Raw genomic sequence first — 17,840 nt, 5'->3', positions numbered from 1 at the left:
AAGTTCAAAAGAGAGAAACTAATAGGAGTTAAGCCGCCTGCCGGGTGCGCTTGGGCAGCAGCGATACCGACGCGAAACCAACCCGGCCCATGGCCCAGCCGAACACGTGGGGCAGCACCAGCAGCGAGGCCAGCGTGGAGGCAATGAGCCCGCCGATAACGGCCTGGCCCAGCGGGGCAATCTGGTCGCCGCCCTCGCCCAGGCCCGAGGCCATGGGCAGCATGCCGGCAATCATGGCAATGCTGGTCATGAGGATGGGGCGGATGCGGGTATCGGCCGCCCGGCGGGCGGCTTGCAGGGCGTCGCGGTGCTCGTGGCGCAGGTGTTCGGCGCTGGTAATGAGCAGGATGGCATTGGCCACCGACACGCCCACGCTCATAATCATACCCATATAGGACTGCAGGTTGAGCGTGGCCCCGGTGGCCAGCAGCAGTAGCAGCGAGCCGCCCACCACGGCCGGCACCACCGACAGCACCACCAGCGAGAGGCGGAAGCTCTGGAAGTTGGCGGCCAGCAGCAGAAAAATCACCACAATGGCCATGCCCAGGCCGGTTTGCAGGCTGCTCATGGTTTCGGCCAGCAGCTGGGGCTGGCCCACCAGGTTCACTACCACCCCGCGCGGGGGCTCGCCGGCCTGTTTAAGCGACTGGCGCACGGCCTGCGCGGAGGTGCCCAGGTCCTGCTCGTGCACGTTGGCCGTGATGCTCACCAGCCGGTAAGGTCCCTGGCGGTCAATCTGGCCGGGCATCATGCGGGCCGAAATGGTGGCCACTTCGCCGATGGTCGGGCGCGCCTGCCCGGCTTTCACCGGCAGCGCCTCCAAGTCCTGTAGCTGCGTGAGCTGGTCTTCGGGCAGCTGCACCTGCACCTGGTAGCCCAGCCCCGATTTGGGGTCGAGCCACAGGTTTTTACTGGTGAAGCGCGACGACGACGTGGCGGCCACCACCGACTGGGTGATTTCCTGGCTGGTGAGCCCGAACTGGGCGGCCCGCTCCCGGTCCACGTCGATGCGCAGGGCCGGGTACTGCAGGGGCTGGGCAATCTGCACGTCGCGCAGGTACGGAATCTGCTGCAGCTGCGCCAGCACCTTGCGGGCGTGGCCGGCGGCTTCGAGCAGGTTTTTGCCCCCCACGTTCACCTGAATGGGCGTGGGCGCGCCGTCGCTCATCACCTTTTCTACCAGCTCGATGGGCTCAAACGAAAGCTGTAAACCGGGGTACTGGCGCAGAATCTCGCGCCGCAGCCGCTCCTTGAGGGCGGGCAGCTTCACGTGCACGCCTTCGCGCAGGGCCACCTGCATAATGGCCTCGTGGGGGCCGGTGGTGAACACAAACACCGAATTGACGGCGAAGCTGGCCGGCTGGGTGCCCACGAACGTGGACGAGATTTCCACGTTGGCCGGCCCCACTTCTTTGTTGATGATGGCCTGCACAGCGGCCACCGTTTTCTCGGTTTTTTCGAGGCGGGTGCCCACTTTTTCGCGCAGGCGCAGCTGGAACTGGCCGCTGTTGGCCTGCGGGAAAATATCGGTGCCGATAAGGGCGAAGCCCGCCGCCACCACCACCACGCTCAGCGTGAGGTAGCCCAGCACCAGGCCCCGCTGCCGGCCCTGGGTGCGCACGAGCAGGCGCTGGTAGCCGGCCCGGAAACGGGCAAAGAAACCGGTGTCCGGGGCCTTTTCGGCGTGCGAGCCGTCGGCGGCGTGGTCTTTCATCAGCCAGTTGGCCATCACCGGCACCAGCGTTTGCGAGAGCAGAAACGAGGCCACCATGGCAAAACCCACGGCCAGCGACAAGGGCAGGAACATGGCCCGCGGCACGCCTTCCATCACCAAAGCCGGCGCGAACACGGCCAGGATGCAGAGCAGAATCAGGAGCTTGGGCAGGGCAATTTCGCGGGCCGCGTCCCAAATGGCCTGGGCCTTGTTCTTGCCCGTTTCCAGGTGCTGGTGGATGTTTTCGATGGTCACCGTGGCCTCGTCCACCAGCACGCCGATGGCCAGGGCCAGCCCGCTCAGGGTCATGATGTTGAGCGTCTGACCGAACAGGTTCAGCAGGATAACGGCCGAGAGCACCGAGAGCGGAATGGTGGTGATGACGATGAGCACGCTGCGCCAGTCGCGCAGAAACAGCAGCACCATCAGGCCCGTGAGCACGGCCCCGAGAATGCCCTCCGTCACCAGGCTTTTGAGCGAGTTGGCCACGTACACCGACTGGTCGAAGGCGTAGCTCAGCTTCACGTCTTCGGGCAGCAGGGCGCGCAGGGTGGGCAGCTTGTCCTTCACGTCCTGCACCACTTTCAGGGTCGAGGCATTGGCCTTTTTGATGACGGGCATGTAGATGGCGCGCTTGCCGTTGATGACGGCGTAGCCCGTGGTTACGTCGGCCGCGTCCTCCACCGTGGCCACGTCGCGCAGGTACACGCCGGGGCCGGCGCCGGTTTTCAGGGGCACGTCGAGGAAGTCGGCGGGGTTCTCAATCAGCGAGTTTACCGGGGCCATGTAGGCCATGTCGCCCATCTTCACGTTGCCGGCCGCCGAGGGCTGGTTGCTGCTCACAATGGCCTTCACCACGTCGTCGGGCGTGAGCTGGTAGCTGCGCAGCTTGCCGGGGTCGGCCCGCACCACAATGGTGCGGATGTTGCCGCCGAACGGGGCCGTGGAGGTAACGCCCGGAATGGTGGTGAACATGGGCCGGATGCGGCTGGCGGCCAAATCCTGGAGCTGGGTGAGCGAGCTTTGCTCGCTTTCGAGCACGAGCTGGCCCACCGGCAGCGAGCTGGCATCGAAGCGCACCACCTGCGGGGGCAGCGTGCCCACCGGCATAAAGGCCGTGGCCCGCGACACCTGGGTGGCCACCTCGGCGGCGGCCTGGGCCATGTCGGTGCCGGGGTAAAAGGAGAGCTTGATGAGCGTGAGGCCCTGAATGCTCTTGGTTTCAATCTTCTTGACGCCCGACACGAACAGGAAGTTGTTCTGGAACTGGTTGGCCATGAAGCCGTCGAGCTGCTCGGGCGAGAGGCCGCCGTAGGGCTCGGCCACGTAGATGGCCGGCACGTCCATGGCCGGGAAAATATCGACGGCAATGCTGCGCACGGCGGCAAAGGCGAAAAAGAGGATGGCCAGCATGGCCACCACCACGGTAATAGGCCGCTGCAGGGCCGAGCGGATGAGTTCGTACATGCGGCTAGGGAGTGAGGTGCGTGAAAAAGAAGGAGAAGTCGCCGGCGGCGGCCGTTTGCAGCAGCACCGCCTGCCAGGCCGCGTTGGCCGTCAGCACCTGGTCCTGCTCGGCCTGCTGCAGGGCGTAGAGGGCCTGCGTCACATCGACCACCGTAGCCAGGCCGGCATCATAAAGGGCCAGCTTCTGGCGGTAGGCCTGGCGGGAAGCCGCGAGCTGCACCGGGGCCTGGCGGGCGCGGTCGGCGGCCAGGGCCAGGCGCTGTTCGGCCAGGGTGGCCTGGTTGCTCAGCTCCAGCTGCTGCTGGCGGTATTCGGCCTGCAGGCCCTGGGTGCGCAGGTTTTCGGCCCGGGCCTGGGCCCGCAGGCGCGGCCAGTCCAGCACGTCAAACACGAGGCCCACGCCCAGCGCGTAGTTGAAGCGGGTGGGCGCGGCCCCGCCCAGGCCGTAATCGGTCTGGCCATTGTAGCCGATGCCCGAGCCGCGCCCCCAGGTGGCGCCCAGCAGCGAGAGCCGGGGCCGGTAGCTGCGCCGGATGCTGGTTTCGCGGGCCTGGCCCAACTCCACGGCCCGCTGCTGCAGGCCCAGCGTGGGGTGGGTGGCCGGCGGCAGGGCCAGCGCAAGCGGCAGGCGGGCGTTGTACACCGTGTCGGGCTGCCAGCGGCGGCCGGGTTGCCCGAGCAGCGTGGAAAGGCGGGCCTGCCGGTCGGCTTCCTGCTCGCGGGCCGCGATGAGGGCCAGCCGCGCCTGGGCCTCGGCGGCGCGGGCCAGGGTGCTGTCGACGCCGGGCCGCAGGCCGTTGAGGGCCAGCCGGGTGATGGTCTTTTCGAGCGTGCCCACGCGGCGCACGTCCTGCTCGCGCACCCGGCGCAGGCTTTGGGTAGCCAGCAGGTCGAGGTAGGTCTGGGCCACGCGCAGCTGCTGGGTGAACCACTCGTTGTCGGCATCGGCCTGGGCATAGCCGCGGGCCGCCTCGGCGCGGGCCAGCTGGGCCGGGTACTGGCCAAACGTGACGGGGCTCCACTCGGCCAGGGCCGTGCCCATGCTGCCAAACACGGCGTTGTAGGAGTTGACCCCGGCCAGCGTGCCGTTGCTGGGAATGACGGTGCCGATGGGCAGAATGGTGCCCGCCACGGCATTGGTCGAGCCGTAGCTAACCTGGCCGCTCAGCCGCACCGAGGGCAGGCGCTGGGTGCGGGCCTGGGTGATGTCGGCCTCGGCGGCCTGCACCTGATAGGCTTTGGCTTGCAGGTGGGGGGCATTTCGGCGGGCCAGTTCCAGCGCCTGGGTGAGGGAGATGGGTTGGGCAACAGCGGATGGCGCGGGAGCCGGTTGGGCCTGGCCGGCCATGGCCAGCAGCAGCAGTGCGCCGGTTAGGTGCCACGTCGCCAGAGGTTGCCGCCAACGGGCGGCTAGGCAAGAAAAAAGCATGGAGTCCGAAGAAGTCGTGACAGAAATCCGGGCCGGAAACGCGCGCATGGTGGTGCGGCTCGGCCAGTTAGGGGCAGATTTGCTGGGGATTCTCAGGAAAATACGGGGTTGCCTTTCGGCACGAAACCGAAGGAGCAGGTGGCGCGGCTGGTGCCGCGCCCGGGCCGGTCAGGGCATAAAAAAAACCGGCTACCGCACCCGTCAAACGGGGCAGTCAGCCGGGTATGGCACCCGGCTCCTCCGCGCTTTTCCTAAGAAAAACGGACGGGCGGAGCCTTGTTGGGGTGGTTGGCAAATACCTGCGCGGGGCCGGCATCGGGGCCGCGGGCGGGGGTGATGGTGGGCTGGTCGGCCGGGAAAAGCAGGCCGAAATACAGCGCCGCAAAGTCGCCGCCGAGGCACAGGTCCAGCGGTAGCGGATGCTGCTTGGCCGCCAGCGCTTTCACGGTCGCAGGGTCGGCCTGCACCGTTTGCAGCTTCTTTTTGCAGAGGCCGGTGCCGGACTGCTCCTGCGGCGAGTCCGAAGTACTCGCTACGCTGGCGGCCGGCCCGGGCAGGGGCTGGCAATGCAGGAAAACCCCCGCATAAATCAGCAACAGCAAATGGGACAGGAAACGCGGCATAGAGCAGTACGAACGGTGCAAAGTTGCGCCATTTTTTTTTGGTGGCGACCAACAGGTGGGCTAAAGGGGGCTAAAAAGGGGGTTTGGGTGCAGGGTTTTTCCGGGAATTTTGGGGAATAGTTAGGCTGTCATTGATGCATTTTGATTGCTTAACAGGCGTCTTGTTCTGGCGTACGCCTCACCCCCTGACCCCCTCTCCGAAAAGGAGAGGGGACACCGGTCTTGCCTCGGCCAATAATCGTATGGCTCCCCCTCTCCTTTTCGGAGAGGGGGCCGGGGGGTGAGGCGACCGTTCGCGCCGTTTGCACCAGTTCACCTCAACTCCCCTAAAACAGCCTTATTGCCATACCCAACGGCTACCGGGGCAAACAAAGTTCATGCCGCCACGCCCGGTGCGGTGCTTATCCCCCCAATAAATCCGCTACTTGGCAGCCACAATCTCCACCCGCGCCAGCACCGGCGGCGCTACTTTACCACGGCGGCGCAGGCCGGCTTCTACCACCTCTGTCACGCCCTTCTCCAGCTTCTCAATCTGCTGGCCCTGGGCGAAAGTGGTGTAGCGGTGGATGCCGCTGAGCATGCCGTTGTGCGTCACCACGCGGTAGGCGCGGGTGGCGGCCAGGGGCTGGCCGTTTACCTGCACACCGCTCACGCGTTGCCCGGTTGGGCGGCCGAGGTCGGCGGTCCAGGCCAGGCCGCTGCTTTGGATGAGGCCCCCTACCCGCTTGAGGTCGTCGCCGGGGTTGAGGTTGGTGGCGCTTTGCTCCAGCAGGGCCAGCAGCTGCGCGCCGGTCAGCGTCATCGTCACCAGCTTGGAGGGGTGCGGCAGCAGGGTGTAGAGGGCTTCGCGGGTGATGGGGCCGGTTTCGAGCGACACGCCGTAGCCCACGCCGGGCAAAAAGGTGACTTCGGCCTTCGTGGCTTCGCGCAGCAACTCGCCGGCCAGCTGGTCGAAAGGGCTGGCCGACTTGTACTGCCGGCCGATGCGGCCAGTGGCGGTGGCCAGCACTTCTTCCAGCTGCGCCCGGTAGGGCGCGCGCAGCGAATCGACGAGGGCGGCCACGGCCGGGTCGGCGGGGTACTGGTCGGTCCAGAGCGTGGGCGCGATGCCCTCCACGTTGGTCAGGCGGCCGTTTTGCACCTGCACGGTGAGCTGGCCGAGCACGGCGGCATCGGACAGGGCCTGCACCACCCACACGCCGGCTACCTGCCGGGGCGGCGTAATCAGGTCGTGCGAGTGGGCGCCCACAATCAGGTCGATGCCCGGCACCTCGCGGGCCAGCAGCTCATCCACCTTCGTGCCCTGGTGCGAGAGCACCACCACCACATCGGCGCGGGCGCGCAGACCCGGCAGGTAGCGGCGGGCAGCTTCCAGGCCACTGCTGAAGGTGAGCTCGGCGGTGTTTTTGGGGTTGCCGGTGAGGCCCGTGTTGTGGTAGGTTAGGGCCAGGATGCCCACGCGCACCCCGCCCACGGTAAACACCTGGGTGGGGTCGCCGAGGAAGGGCTCGCCGGTGGCCTTGTCGGTTACGTTGGCCCCGCGCATGGGGAAGCGGGCCAGCTGCTGCAGCTCGCGGGTGCGGGCGCTGCCGTAGTCGAAATCGTGGTTGCCCAGGGCCATGAACTGGTAGCCCAGCGCGTTCATCAGGCGAATGTTGGCGGCGCCTTTGGTCTGGTTGGCTACAAAGTCGTCGCCAAAGGTGTCGCCGCCGTCGAGCAGCAGCACGTTGGCCGGCCCGCGCTGCTGCCGCACCTGCGCCACAGCGGTGGCCAGGTGGGCAAAGCCCCCCACGGTGCCTGCGTGCGCAAACGAGCTGGCCGACCGGCCCGCGTCGCCGGTCTGGGAGGTGGCGTTGCCGGGCGCCACGGTAAAGGGCCGGTGCCGGCCATGGATGTCGTTGGTGTGCAGGATGGTGAAGGTGCCGCTGACGGTGCCAGGTGCGGCAGCGGCGGCTTTTTCCTCCTGTTTTGGGGCGGAGTTGCAGGCCGCCAGCAGCAGCGATGCGCCCAGCATGAAAGTGGCGGAGAAGCCCGGCCGTCTGCTTTTTGAAAGGATGGAAGCGGTTTTCATGTGGGTTGGAAGAGCGGGGTGGTAAGGCGTCTGAAGATTCATACGTTTCTCTGTCTGTCATCCTGAGCTTGCGAAGGACCTTCGCCAGTCCGCATACCTCGGGTTGTTTAGCGGGTGCAATCGTGAGAAAGTCCTTCGCAAGCTCAGGATGACAGACGGGAAATAGTTGACCACCGGAGAAATAATAGAACCTCGTGAACTTATGGGGGCTTACGGCTGTATGTATGATAAGTTGTTCATATATTTGCTCCCGTAATGCTACCTGCTACCTCCACTCTTACTGTTGACATGGGTCTTTCCATTGAGAAAATGGAAAAAGTGGCTTTCATTCTGAAGGTTACCGCCCACCCTACCCGCATTGCCATCGTGCAGTTGCTGGCGGCGCAGGAAAGCCTGTCGGTGACGGACATCAGCGAGAAGCTGAATGTGGAGCAGAGCCTGCTGTCGCACCACCTTTCGGGCATGAAGCTGAAGGGCATTCTGAGCAGCACCCGCGAGGGCAAAAACATTTACTACTCACTGAAGATGCGCGAGGTTATTGATGTGATTCAGTGCCTGGCCGGCTGCACCTTTTTGTAGGGGCCGGCTTTTTTTTGGCACTACACATGAACAACCTTTCATAGATTCATACGTTACCGCTTCTACTTCCTTTTTCGTTTACGCTTTCCAATATGTTGCACTACATCGGTTACTTCGCCGCCATTTTCATTGGCCTTTCGCTCGGCATCATGGGCGGTGGGGGCTCCATTCTCACTGTCCCCGTGCTGGTGTACCTGATGGGCGTGAGCCCGGTGCTGAGTACGGCCTACTCGCTGTTTGTGGTGGGCAGCACGTCGGTACTGGGCGCGGTGGGCTACTTCCGCAAGGGCCTGGTGTCGCTAAAAACGGCGGTAGTCTTTCTGATTCCCTCGCTGGCCTCGGTATTTCTGGTGCGCAAGGTGCTCATGCCGGCCATCCCGCACGAGCTGTTTACGGTGGGCGGCATCCTGTTTACCAAAGACCTGCTGGTACTGGTGGCCTTCGCCGTCCTGATGGTCGGCGCGGCCGTTTCCATGATTCGCAGCAAGCAGGCCGAAGAAGTTCTGGATGGCGAGCTGCACCAGAAGCACGCCTTCAACTACCCGCTCATTCTGGGCATTGGCCTGGTGGTGGGCGCGCTCACAGGCTTCGTGGGCGCGGGGGGAGGATTCCTCATCATTCCGGCCCTGGTGCTGGGCGCGCGCCTGCCCATGAAGCTGGCCGTGGGCACCTCGCTGGCAATTATCGCCCTGAACTCGCTCATCGGCTTCACCGGCGACCTCAGCGCGGGCACCCCCATTGCGTGGCCCTTCATCCTGGGTTTCTTGTCCTTCGCCCTCGGCGGCATCGTGCTGGGCACCTACCTGGCCCGCTTCATTCCGGGCGCCAAGCTGAAGCCCGCTTTCGGCTGGTTCACGCTGGCCATGGGCACATTTATTCTCGTCAAAGAACTCCTGTTTCACCAATCCTAACCTGCTTTCTTTCCCACTCTTTATGCCTAACGACATGAAAATCGAACAGTTTGAAGACAAAGGCCTCGCGCATTATTCCTACGCAGTCCTCAGCGAGTGCGCCCGCGAAATTGTGCTGGTAGACCCCGCCCGCGACCCGCAGCAATATTATGATTTTGCCAAGCAGCACGACGCCAAAATCGTGTGCGTGCTCGAAACCCACCCCCACGCCGACTTCGTGTCGTCGCACCTGGAAATTGCGCAGAAAACCGGCGCCGTTATCCGCGTCAGCAAGCTGCTGGGGGCCGAATACGACCACGAAGCGTTTGACGAGGGCCAGTCGTTCACGGTGGGCAAGCTCACGTTCCGGGCCCTGAACACGCCCGGTCACTCGCCCGACTCGGTGAGCACCGTGCTCAGCCACGAGGGCAAAGACGTGGCCGTGTTCACGGGCGACACGCTGCTCATCGGCGACGTAGGCCGGCCCGACCTGCGCGAAAAAGCCGGCAACATGACCGCCAAGCGCGAGGAGCTGGCCCGCCAGATGTACCACAGCACCCGCGAGAAGCTCATGCCCCTGGCCGACGACGTGCTGGTGTACCCCGCCCACGGCGCGGGCTCGCTCTGCAGCAAGGCCACCAACTCGGCCAACAGCAGCACCATCGGGGCCGAAAAGGCCGGCAACTACGCCCTGCGCCCGCAGTCGGAAGAGGACTTTGTGAAGGAGCTGCTGGCTGACCAGCCGTTCATTCCCAAGTACTTCGGCTACGACGTGGACCTGAACAAGGCCGGCGCGCCCGCCTTCGCCCCCAGCATCGCCAAAGCGCCCCGCCTGGCTGCCGACGCCAAGCTGGAAGCCGGTGTGGTGGTAGTGGATACGCGCCCCGAAGGCGAGTTCAAAAAAGGCCACGTGGCCGGCGCCATCAACATCCAGCAGGGCGGCAAGTTCGAAACCTGGCTGGGCTCCATTGTAGGCCCGGAGGAATCGTTCTACCTGCTGGCCGCCGACGAGGCCACGCTGACCAATTTGATTCAGAAAACGGCCAAGATTGGCTATGAGCCCCTGATTAAGGGCGCACTAGTAGGCACGCCTTCCACCAAGGAAACCATGCCCGAAATGGATGTGGAGGCCTTCCGCCAGCACCCCGAGAACTACACCATCGTGGATATCCGCAATGCCTCGGAGGTGAAATCGGAGCCGCTGTTCGCCAACGCCATCAACGTGCCGCTGCCCGAGCTGCGCGAGCGGGTGGGCGAGATTCCGGCCGGCAAGCCCGTGGTGGTGCATTGCGCTGGCGGTTACCGCTCGGCGGCTGGCAGCAGCATTGTGGCCCCCGCCCTGCCCGATACCAAAGTATTGGATTTGAGCGAGGCTGTGAAGTCTTTCCAAAAGGCTGAGGCGGCTCACTAATTCTGCCTTTACTATAAGTAGCCCGTCATGCTGAGCATGTGGCGGATTGAGCCAGGGTGCGCAGCATGACAGGCAGCTTTCCTCCATTAACTCTTTCAAAATCCCACGCCATGTTTGACTTCCTGAAATCTTCTGCTCCGGCTTTTCATAATCTCACCCCCGCGAAATTTTCCGAGGGCCTGCGCCAGCCTGGCGCGGTGCTCGTGGATGTGCGCCGCCCCGAGGAGTTTGCCCAGGGCCATTTGCCCGGCGCCGTGAACATCGAAGTCACCGCGCCCGACTTTGCCCAGCGCATGGCCGCCCTCGACAAAGACGCGCCCACTTACGTGTACTGCCGCAGCGGAGCCCGCTCGGCCAGCGCGGCCGGGCAGCTCACCAAAACCGGTTTCGCCAACGTGAGCAACCTGCTGGGCGGGGTGCTCGACTGGCCTGAGCCGCTCACGACCAAGTAGCCGGCCTCAAATCTCCTTTTCCGAGTGTCTGGCTCTGAGCCGGGCCGGACACTCCTTTTTAACTGATTATCATGCTTGAACTTCTTCAAAAGCCCTGGCCCTGGTACGTGGCCGGGCCCCTGATTGGCCTGACGGTGCCAGCCCTGCTGCTCATCGGCAATAAGGCGCTGGGCATCAGCTCCTCGCTGCGCCACGTGTGCGCGGCTTGCGTGCCGGCCGGCATCCCGTTCCTGACCTACAACTGGCGGGCCGAAATCTGGAACCTGGTATTTGTACTGGGCGTGGCGCTGGGGGGCTTTATAGGCTACCGGCTCATGGGCTACCCCGACATGGTAGGCATCTCGCCCGAAACCATTCAGGACCTCAAAACCGAGCTGCACCTCACCGATTTCTCGGGTCTGCTGCCGCGCGAGCTGTTTTCGCTTGATAACCTGGCCAACTGGAAGGGCTGGTTTTTCATGGTGTTTGGCGGCTTTCTGGTGGGTTTCGGCACGCGCTACGCCGGGGGCTGCACTTCGGGCCACGCCATTTCGGGCCTTTCCAATTTGCAGTGGGTGTCGCTGGTGGCTGTTATCGGCTTCTTCGCCGGTGGCCTGCTGATGACCTGGGTGATTTATCCCATGCTGTTTTAACTGCCGACTATGACGCACGCCGCTGATTTCTGGGATGCCCGCTACGAGTCCGAAACCTACGCCTACGGCACCGAGCCCAACGCCTATTTCCGCCGGCAGCTTGCCGCGCTGCCGCCCGGCCGCCTACTGCTGCTGGCCGAGGGTGAGGGCCGCAACGCCGTGTACGCCGCCCGCCAGGGCTGGCAGGTTACGGCCGTGGATTTCAGCGACGAAGGCCGGGCCAAAACCCAGCGCCTGGCGGCCACCCAGGGCGTGCGCGTCGATTACCAGGTAGCCGACCTGACCGACCTGGCCTGGCAGCGGCCCGGCTACTACGATGCCATCGGGCTGATTTACGCCCACCTGCCCCCCGACGACCGGCAGGCGGTGCACGCGGCCGCGGCGGCCAGTCTGGCTCCCGGCGGCCACCTTATTCTGGAGGCCTTTAATCCCCGGCAGCTTGGCCTTGCCTCGGGCGGCCCCCGCGAGGCAGAACTCCTCTACGAGCCGGCCCAGCTAGCCACTGATTTTGCCAGCCTGGCGCTGCTCGAAAATCAGGAAGCCACCGTGGTGCTGCGCGAAGGCACTTTTCACGCCGGCCCGGCCCAGGTAGTACGCCTGCTGGCCCAGCGCCCCGCCCATCCAAACCCTTCGGTTTAACCTCATTCCGACCTCATTTCCTTCTCATGAAATACTTCAAATACCTAGTGCTGGGCACCTTGTTCGGCATCATCCTCACCAAAAGCGAAGTCATCAGCTGGTTCCGGATTCAGGAGATGTTCCGCTTCCAGGCCTTCCACATGTACGGCGTTATCGGCTCTGCCATTGTGGTAGGCATGATTTCGATTCAGCTCATCAAGCGCAACCGTCTGAAATCCATCAGCGGCGAGGAAATCAAGCTCTCCGACAAGAAATTCAACCACGGCATCTGGATTGGCGGCTTCATTTTCGGCTTGGGCTGGGCCATCACCGGGGCCTGCCCAGGCCCCCTGTTTGCCCAGCTGGGCAGCGGCGTAGGCGCGGCCGCCGTGATGATTCTGGCCGCCTTGGCCGGCACCTGGACGTATAGCGCCCTGCGCGAGAAGCTGCCTTATTAATACCTGGCGGTTCGCCTCACCCCCCGGCCCCCTCTCCGAAAAGGAGAGGGGGAGCCTCACGACTATCGGCTGGGGCAAAACCGGTGCCCTATCTCCTTTTCGGAGAGGGGGTCAGGGGGTGAGGCGCGACGCCAGAACGACCACATTCAACCTTTCTCCCAATGAAACCCACGGAAGAACGGGTGCGCCAGCTGCCTCAATTGGCGCGCCTGCTGATGCTGCTGACAGCGGCGGTGGTGCTGGTGGTAGCCGTGGTGCTCACGCAGCTCTACGGCCCGGCCCCGGCCGCGCCCGAAGTGGTGGCCAACGAGGCCACTGACGGCCCGCCGCCGCCCGGCAGCTACCGCCGGCCCGCCACCCCGGCCCCCGACACGGCCCTGATTCCGCGCACGGCCGCCGGCCGCCAGATTCGCTACGGCCGCGACCTGATTGCTAACACGGCGCAGTATCTGGGGCCTGCCGGCTCGGTAGCGCACCTGACCAACGGCATGAACTGCCAGAACTGCCACCTGCAGGCCGGCACGCAGGGTTTTGCCAACAACTACCTGGCCGTGGCCGCCACCTACCCCAAGCTGCGGGCCCGCTCGGGCCAGGTGGAGGGCATCGAGAAGCGCGTGAACGACTGTCTGGAGCGCAGCCTCAACGGCCAGCCCCTGGCCGACAGCAGCCGCGAGATGCGCGCCATGGTGGCCTACATTAAATGGGTGGGCCAGGGCATTCCTAAGGGAAAGAAGGTGTACGGTACGGGCTTCGTGAAGCTGGCCTACCTCGACCGCGCCACCGACCCCGTTATTGGCAAGGCCGTGTATGCCGGCAAGTGCCAGAGCTGCCACGGGCCCGAAGGCCAGGGCCAGCCGCTGGCCGACGGCCGGGGCTACCAGTACCCGCCCCTGTGGGGGCCGCACAGCTACAACGACGGCGCGGGCCTGTTCCGGGTCACCAACTTTGCCAGATACGTGAAGGCGGCCATGCCCTACGGCGCCACCTTCGACCACCCGCAGCTCACCAACAAGCAGGCCTGGGACGTGGCGGCTTTCGTCAACTCGCAGCCCCGCCCGCATCCGGCTTCCACCCACGACTGGCCCGACATCAGCAAGAAGCCGGTGGACCACCCGTTTGGGCCCTACGCCGACGCGTTTTCGGTGCAGCAGCACAAATACGGGCCATGGCAGCCCATTGAGGATGCCCACCCCGGCAAAAGCAACTAACTCCCGCTGATGAATTTTCTCCTGCGTTCCGCTGTGGTGGCCCTGCTGCTGGCTCCCCTCGCCACGCGGGCGCAGCAGGCCGAGCCCGCCCCCACGCTGCCCACCACTGGCCGGTCGGCACTGCCGCCCTACCCCGCCCCGGCCAGGGCCGATTCGCTGCCGGCCCGCACGCTGGCCGAAGCTTTCGGGCGGGGGCAGTGGCACGGCCGGGTGCGCAACTACCTCATGGCCACCCGTAACCAGGGCGACCTGCCCGACTACTACGCCAACGGCCTGGGGGCCGGGGCGCGGTTCGAAACGGCCCCGCTGCACGGCTTTTCGGTGGGAGCCGGCGGCTTTTTCTGGGTGAACCTGGCCTCCAACGACCTGGCCACGCCCGACGCGGCTACCGGGGCGGTGAGCCGCTACGAAGTGGGCCTGTTTGATGTTAGTGACCCCGCCCGCCGCCAGCTCACGGGCCGGCCCGAGGAACTGTTCGGGCGCTACCGCTGGCGGAAGTCGGTGGCTACGTTTGGCCGGCAGCTGCTCGTGACGCCCCTGCTCAACCCGCAGGATGGCCGCCTGAGCCCCAACTACGCGCAGGGCCTGTGGCTGGAAATGAACGAGCTGGCCCGCACCCGCATCACGGCGGGCTGGCTCACGCTCATCGCCGTGCGCTCTACTTCGGAGTGGGCGTCGGTGGCCAATTCCATCGGCCTGTACCCGACCGGCGTGGACGACACCGGCCGGCGCGCCGCCTACGCCGGCCACCAAAGTAGCCGGGGCCTGGGCGTGCTGGGCGTCAGCCGGCAGCTGGGCACCCGCACCCAGGTGCAGGCCTGGAACTACTACGCCGACAACCTTTTCAACAGCCTGTTTACGGAGCTGACCACCGGTCGGGCCGTGGGCGCGGGCCAGCTCACACTGGGCGCGCAGTACCACTACCAGCGCACGGTGGGCCACGGCGGCAACGCCGACCCGCGCCTGGCCTACAGCGCCCCCGGCCGCCAGGCCCACGCGCTGAGCGGCCGCCTGGGCTACCAACAAGGCCCCTGGAGCCTGAGCGTCAACTACACCCGCATCACCCGCACGGGGCGCTTTCTGTTTCCGCGCGAGTGGGGCCGCGAGCCGTTCTACACCTTCCTGCCCCGCGAGCGGACGGAGGGTTTCGGCGGCCTCGACGCGGCTGCGCTGCTGGCCAGCTACACGGTGCCGGCCGTGCCGGGCCTGAAGGCGGAAGTCGGTTACGGCCACTACTACCTGCCCGATGTGAAGAACTTCCGCCTCAACAAGTATGGCATGCCTTCGTACAGCCAACTCAACGCTTGGCTCAGCTACCCGTTTCGCGGCTGGGCCAAGGGGTTGCGGGGTCAGCTGCTCTACCTTTATAAAGCCTCCCTGGCCGACACCTACGGCGAGGCCCGCTACGTGGTAAACAAGGTGAATATGCACCAGCTGAACCTGATAGTAAACTATGATTTCTAACGCCTTTCCCCGCCAGCCGATGAACTCCCTGTCCCGCCTACTCGCCGCCGCTGCCCTGCTGGCCACCCTCGGCACCGCCCAGGCCCAAACCACGCCGGAAGCCACACCTCCGGCCACCCCGCCAGCCCCCGCAGTGGCCCTCACGCCACCCAACGCGGCCGCCGCCGCCAAAGCCGCCACCTTTCAGGGCGCAACGGCCACCAAAAAGCATTACCGGGCCGTGTACCAGCTCGACAGCAACGACCCCAAGCTCATCGGCCAGACCCTGCGCAACATGCAGAATGCCCTGGACGACCCGCGTCTGAAGGGCAAGCTGGAGCTGGAGCTGGTCGTGTTCAGCGGCGGCACGGTGGTGTTCAAAAAGAACCAGCCCTACGAGGCCGACGTGCTGGCTTTGCAGCAGGCGGGCGTCATTCTGGCCCAGTGCGAAAACTCCATGAAGGCCCACAAACTCACTAAAGACGACATGCTGCCCTACATCTCCTACGTACCCACCGGCAACGGCGAGCTGATTATCCGCCAGACCGAAGGCTGGGTATTGGTGCATCCGTAGGCGGTGGGACCGGTCAGGATTGCGTTGCCCCGTACTGGCCCGCAACGAGATGATGCCCGGCAAGGCATAACGCCCAACCGTCCCGGCATGCAAGACGCACAGGCTTCAAATCCGTAAAACCGATAACGCCCTGCCGCCGCTCCTGCTGAAAGCAGGAGCGGCGGCAGGGCGTTATCGGTTCAGGCTACTGCAACTAATCCGAGGTGGCTCGTACTAGCGCTTCTCATCCGCCGGGCGGGGGGCCAGCGTGTCGCGCAATCGGGCCCCATCGAAGGGCAGGCCTGCGAGCGGCGCCAACAGGCACCAGTCGAAAGCGCCCATGGAGAGGGGCAGCAGCCCCAGCACTGCCAGCGCCCGGCCCTTGCGGCCCAGCGCCAGCCCCGTGCCAATCAGGCCCGTACCGATAGCCACGCGGGCCGCCCGGCCTCCGGGCGAGGCAATCAAACGAAGTAGGTTATCCATAGGAAAGAAGAACTAAGCGTGATTAAAATTCCAGGCCTCGGGGGCACTGGCTGGAAGTGAAGATAAGTGGATTTTTCAGCAGCAAGAAACAGCAACGCCGGCAGCAGGTCAGGCAGGAAACGTCCTAAACGCAGTCATTGAGCGAAGTGCCTTTGTAACTGAGTGGTGCTGCAAGCAGTTGGCTGACTCTTTCGCTTATCCGCCCGAAAACGCGAAAACCCCTTACGGCAAGCCAACGCTGCCCTATTTCCTTACGCGGCGGGGAGCACCAGCACCGGGATGGTGCTGCGGCGCAGTACTTCCGCCGTAACGCTGCGGTGGAACAGATTACCGAAGAAGCTGCGGGGCCGCGCAACCACGACGACCAGGTCAAAATCGGCGCTCCGGGCGGCTTCCAGAATTCTGCGGGCCGGACTTGCATCGGCCAGGGTGCGCACTTTCACCCGGGGCAGGTCGATGGTCAGGCCCGTGCGCAACACGGTGTCCAGGGCCTGGTTGGTGGCCTCCTCGGCTTCTACTTCCACTGCATCGGGCGCCACGTAGAGCACCGTAACTTCGGCGTCGATGACCGTAACGCAGCTGGCGCACGGCTCCCGCGTGGTCGCCCAGGCTGAACGGCTCCCCATCAACGGCAAACAGTACCCGGCGAAGGGGCTGGAGACCACTCATGGTGTGTGGCACGATCAGCAACGGGTAGGCAATGAGGCGCAATAATTCGAGGGCCGTCGTCTGGATTAAGTCATCGGGAATGTCTTCGTAGTTGGGCCGGCCCAATACTACCAGCGCCGGATGATGCCGCGCAACAGCATCGGCAACGGCGGACGCAACGCGGCCGTGCCCTACCTCGGCTACCACCGGCACGGGCAGGTTCAGGGCGATGCTGCTCATGCGCGGTCGCAGCGCAGCGCATCATAGGTGCGCTGCTGCACCCAGCGGCCAATAAGCAGCAAAAACACCAGGCCGGTAAACGAGTCGAAGTAGCCGGGGCCGCGCCCCGCCAGGGCCGCGCCCCGCCAGGGCCTCCCAGGCACTCACTCCAAACAAGGCCAGCAGCCCCAGGCTAATCGAAAAATCGAGGTTGATATGGCCCTGGCGCAGCCCCTGCCAGGCCGAGCGGCAGAAGTTGCGGGCACTGTAGAGCAGCACTGGCAGGGCCAGCGCCAGGCTCAGCCACCCAAAAAAGGCCCCGAACCCAGTCTGCAAATCTTCGACAAACGAGAAGTAGTCCGGCAGGGCCAGCAGCATCACGTTGCCGAAGGCGAAGGCCGCCAGCCCGAGCTGGTAATAGAGCATGCGGCTGGCGCGGTGGGGGTGGGCGCCCAGCTCGGCCAGCGTAATCTGGGGCTCGTAGCCCACCGAGGCCAGCAGGGCCACCACGTCTTTGAGGGTGGTTTGGGCAGTGAGGTACGTAATGGTCACCTCCTGGCGCAGGAACTGCACCCGCGCCTCCACGAGGCCGGGATGGAGCCGGGGCAGGTGCTCCAGCAGCCAGATGCAGGACATGCAGTGCATCTGGGGCACGCGCACGGTCAGGCGGGCGCGCTGCTCCGAGCGGAAGCTCAGCAGCTGGGCCTGCACGGTTTCCGAGGCGAGGTAGTCGAAGCGGCCGGGCAGCTCCACCTCCTTGATTTTGAGACCGGGGCGCTCGTCGAGGCGGTAGTAGGGGCACAGGTTGTTGGCCGCCAGCAGCTCGTACACCGTCCGGCAGCCGGCGCAGCAGAAGGGCAGCCCGGCCAGGGCCAGCGGCGCGGGCAGGCGTCGCCGCAGTGGGCGCAGGCCACGGCAGTGGCGGTAGCTTCTTTAAGAACG

At 65.0% G+C, this 17,840-nt stretch carries 17 protein-coding genes; 10 read left to right on the top strand and 7 right to left on the bottom strand.

What is annotated here, in order from left to right; genetic code table 11:
• Nucleotides 1-28: 28 nt before the first annotated feature.
• The 4 genes from D0T11_RS16595 to D0T11_RS16580 all read right to left on the bottom strand — a co-directional run bounded on the left by D0T11_RS16595 (nucleotide 29) and on the right by D0T11_RS16580 (nucleotide 7,247).
• Nucleotides 29-3,181 (bottom strand): efflux RND transporter permease subunit, encoded by a 3,153-nt coding sequence (locus D0T11_RS16595; RefSeq protein ID WP_119656918.1) that lies wholly within the window; start codon nucleotides 3,179-3,181, stop codon nucleotides 29-31.
• 4 nt (nucleotides 3,182-3,185) lie between these two features.
• Nucleotides 3,186-4,610 (bottom strand): TolC family protein, encoded by a 1,425-nt coding sequence (locus tag D0T11_RS16590; protein ID WP_182888460.1) that lies wholly within the window; start codon nucleotides 4,608-4,610, stop codon nucleotides 3,186-3,188.
• 251 nt (nucleotides 4,611-4,861) lie between these two features.
• Nucleotides 4,862-5,233: a hypothetical protein gene (locus D0T11_RS16585; RefSeq protein WP_147374696.1), complete on the bottom strand. Its 372-nt coding sequence runs from the start codon at nucleotides 5,231-5,233 to the stop codon at nucleotides 4,862-4,864.
• Between the two features lie 421 nt (nucleotides 5,234-5,654).
• A complete protein-coding gene (locus tag D0T11_RS16580) occupies nucleotides 5,655-7,247 on the bottom strand; it encodes a bifunctional metallophosphatase/5'-nucleotidase (RefSeq protein WP_182888459.1) in 1,593 nt (530 codons plus the stop codon).
• A 345-nt stretch (nucleotides 7,248-7,592) separates the two neighbouring features.
• Between D0T11_RS16580 and D0T11_RS16575 the strand changes: the two genes are divergently transcribed.
• From D0T11_RS16575 to D0T11_RS16530, 10 genes are all read left to right on the top strand, one after another.
• Nucleotides 7,593-7,883: an ArsR/SmtB family transcription factor gene (locus D0T11_RS16575; protein WP_245990951.1), complete on the top strand. Its 291-nt coding sequence runs from the start codon at nucleotides 7,593-7,595 to the stop codon at nucleotides 7,881-7,883.
• 92 nt (nucleotides 7,884-7,975) lie between these two features.
• Complete coding sequence (locus D0T11_RS16570) at nucleotides 7,976-8,794, top strand: sulfite exporter TauE/SafE family protein (protein ID WP_182888458.1); 819 nt, start codon at nucleotides 7,976-7,978, stop codon at nucleotides 8,792-8,794.
• A gap of 34 nt (nucleotides 8,795-8,828) precedes the next feature.
• Nucleotides 8,829-10,184, top strand: coding sequence for an MBL fold metallo-hydrolase (locus D0T11_RS16565; protein ID WP_119656914.1), 1,356 nt, complete (start codon nucleotides 8,829-8,831; stop codon nucleotides 10,182-10,184).
• Between the two features lie 110 nt (nucleotides 10,185-10,294).
• Nucleotides 10,295-10,636: a rhodanese-like domain-containing protein gene (locus D0T11_RS16560; RefSeq protein WP_220473741.1), complete on the top strand. Its 342-nt coding sequence runs from the start codon at nucleotides 10,295-10,297 to the stop codon at nucleotides 10,634-10,636.
• A 71-nt stretch (nucleotides 10,637-10,707) separates the two neighbouring features.
• Complete coding sequence (locus D0T11_RS16555) at nucleotides 10,708-11,268, top strand: YeeE/YedE family protein (RefSeq protein ID WP_119656912.1); 561 nt, start codon at nucleotides 10,708-10,710, stop codon at nucleotides 11,266-11,268.
• 9 nt (nucleotides 11,269-11,277) lie between these two features.
• Nucleotides 11,278-11,907, top strand: a complete 630-nt coding sequence (locus tag D0T11_RS16550; protein ID WP_119656911.1) for a class I SAM-dependent methyltransferase — start codon at nucleotides 11,278-11,280, stop codon at nucleotides 11,905-11,907.
• Between the two features lie 26 nt (nucleotides 11,908-11,933).
• Complete coding sequence (locus D0T11_RS16545; protein ID WP_119656910.1) at nucleotides 11,934-12,344, top strand: DUF6691 family protein; 411 nt, start codon at nucleotides 11,934-11,936, stop codon at nucleotides 12,342-12,344.
• A gap of 161 nt (nucleotides 12,345-12,505) precedes the next feature.
• On the top strand, nucleotides 12,506-13,552 hold the full coding sequence (locus D0T11_RS16540) for a c-type cytochrome (RefSeq protein ID WP_119656909.1): 1,047 nt from the start codon (nucleotides 12,506-12,508) through the stop codon (nucleotides 13,550-13,552).
• Nucleotides 13,553-13,561: 9 nt separating this feature from the next.
• Nucleotides 13,562-15,016: an OprD family outer membrane porin gene (locus D0T11_RS16535; RefSeq protein WP_119656908.1), complete on the top strand. Its 1,455-nt coding sequence runs from the start codon at nucleotides 13,562-13,564 to the stop codon at nucleotides 15,014-15,016.
• Between the two features lie 19 nt (nucleotides 15,017-15,035).
• Nucleotides 15,036-15,569: a DsrE family protein gene (locus D0T11_RS16530; protein ID WP_119656907.1), complete on the top strand. Its 534-nt coding sequence runs from the start codon at nucleotides 15,036-15,038 to the stop codon at nucleotides 15,567-15,569.
• Nucleotides 15,570-15,782: 213 nt separating this feature from the next.
• On the opposite strand, the gene D0T11_RS16525 is transcribed toward D0T11_RS16530, so the two are convergent.
• From D0T11_RS16525 to D0T11_RS16515, 3 genes are all read right to left on the bottom strand, one after another.
• The gene (locus tag D0T11_RS16525) at nucleotides 15,783-16,031 is read right to left on the bottom strand and encodes a DUF2892 domain-containing protein (RefSeq protein WP_182888457.1); all 249 of its coding nucleotides are present in this window, start codon (nucleotides 16,029-16,031) and stop codon (nucleotides 15,783-15,785) included.
• Between the two features lie 251 nt (nucleotides 16,032-16,282).
• On the bottom strand, nucleotides 16,283-16,657 hold the full coding sequence (locus D0T11_RS16520) for a universal stress protein (protein WP_119656906.1): 375 nt from the start codon (nucleotides 16,655-16,657) through the stop codon (nucleotides 16,283-16,285).
• Nucleotides 16,658-16,940: 283 nt separating this feature from the next.
• Nucleotides 16,941-17,759 carry a heavy metal translocating P-type ATPase metal-binding domain-containing protein gene (locus tag D0T11_RS16515; protein ID WP_245990960.1) on the bottom strand — a complete coding sequence of 273 codons (819 nt, stop codon included), beginning with the start codon at nucleotides 17,757-17,759 and terminating at the stop codon, nucleotides 16,941-16,943.
• Nucleotides 17,760-17,840: the final 81 nt, after the last annotated feature.

Source organism: Hymenobacter rubripertinctus (genome assembly GCF_003583925.1).
GTDB lineage: Bacteria > Bacteroidota > Bacteroidia > Cytophagales > Hymenobacteraceae > Hymenobacter > Hymenobacter rubripertinctus.
This window is presented reverse-complemented; position numbering and strand designations above follow the sequence as displayed.

What these genes read in the sequence shown, in the direction of transcription:
- D0T11_RS16595 (WP_119656918.1), bottom strand. Translation starts at nt 3,181, where the DNA reads ATGTACGAACTCATCCGCTCGGCCCTGCAGCGGCCTATTACCGTGGTG.
- D0T11_RS16590 (WP_182888460.1), bottom strand. Translation starts at nt 4,610, where the DNA reads ATGCTTTTTTCTTGCCTAGCCGCCCGTTGGCGGCAACCTCTGGCGACG.
- D0T11_RS16585 (WP_147374696.1), bottom strand. Translation starts at nt 5,233, where the DNA reads ATGCCGCGTTTCCTGTCCCATTTGCTGTTGCTGATTTATGCGGGGGTT.
- D0T11_RS16580 (WP_182888459.1), bottom strand. Translation starts at nt 7,247, where the DNA reads ATGCTGGGCGCATCGCTGCTGCTGGCGGCCTGCAACTCCGCCCCAAAA.
- D0T11_RS16575 (WP_245990951.1), top strand. Translation starts at nt 7,593, where the DNA reads ATGGGTCTTTCCATTGAGAAAATGGAAAAAGTGGCTTTCATTCTGAAG.
- D0T11_RS16570 (WP_182888458.1), top strand. Translation starts at nt 7,976, where the DNA reads ATGTTGCACTACATCGGTTACTTCGCCGCCATTTTCATTGGCCTTTCG.
- D0T11_RS16565 (WP_119656914.1), top strand. Translation starts at nt 8,829, where the DNA reads ATGAAAATCGAACAGTTTGAAGACAAAGGCCTCGCGCATTATTCCTAC.
- D0T11_RS16560 (WP_220473741.1), top strand. Translation starts at nt 10,295, where the DNA reads ATGTTTGACTTCCTGAAATCTTCTGCTCCGGCTTTTCATAATCTCACC.
- D0T11_RS16555 (WP_119656912.1), top strand. Translation starts at nt 10,708, where the DNA reads ATGCTTGAACTTCTTCAAAAGCCCTGGCCCTGGTACGTGGCCGGGCCC.
- D0T11_RS16550 (WP_119656911.1), top strand. Translation starts at nt 11,278, where the DNA reads ATGACGCACGCCGCTGATTTCTGGGATGCCCGCTACGAGTCCGAAACC.
- D0T11_RS16545 (WP_119656910.1), top strand. Translation starts at nt 11,934, where the DNA reads ATGAAATACTTCAAATACCTAGTGCTGGGCACCTTGTTCGGCATCATC.
- D0T11_RS16540 (WP_119656909.1), top strand. Translation starts at nt 12,506, where the DNA reads ATGAAACCCACGGAAGAACGGGTGCGCCAGCTGCCTCAATTGGCGCGC.
- D0T11_RS16535 (WP_119656908.1), top strand. Translation starts at nt 13,562, where the DNA reads ATGAATTTTCTCCTGCGTTCCGCTGTGGTGGCCCTGCTGCTGGCTCCC.
- D0T11_RS16530 (WP_119656907.1), top strand. Translation starts at nt 15,036, where the DNA reads ATGAACTCCCTGTCCCGCCTACTCGCCGCCGCTGCCCTGCTGGCCACC.
- D0T11_RS16525 (WP_182888457.1), bottom strand. Translation starts at nt 16,031, where the DNA reads ATGGATAACCTACTTCGTTTGATTGCCTCGCCCGGAGGCCGGGCGGCC.
- D0T11_RS16520 (WP_119656906.1), bottom strand. Translation starts at nt 16,657, where the DNA reads ATGGGGAGCCGTTCAGCCTGGGCGACCACGCGGGAGCCGTGCGCCAGC.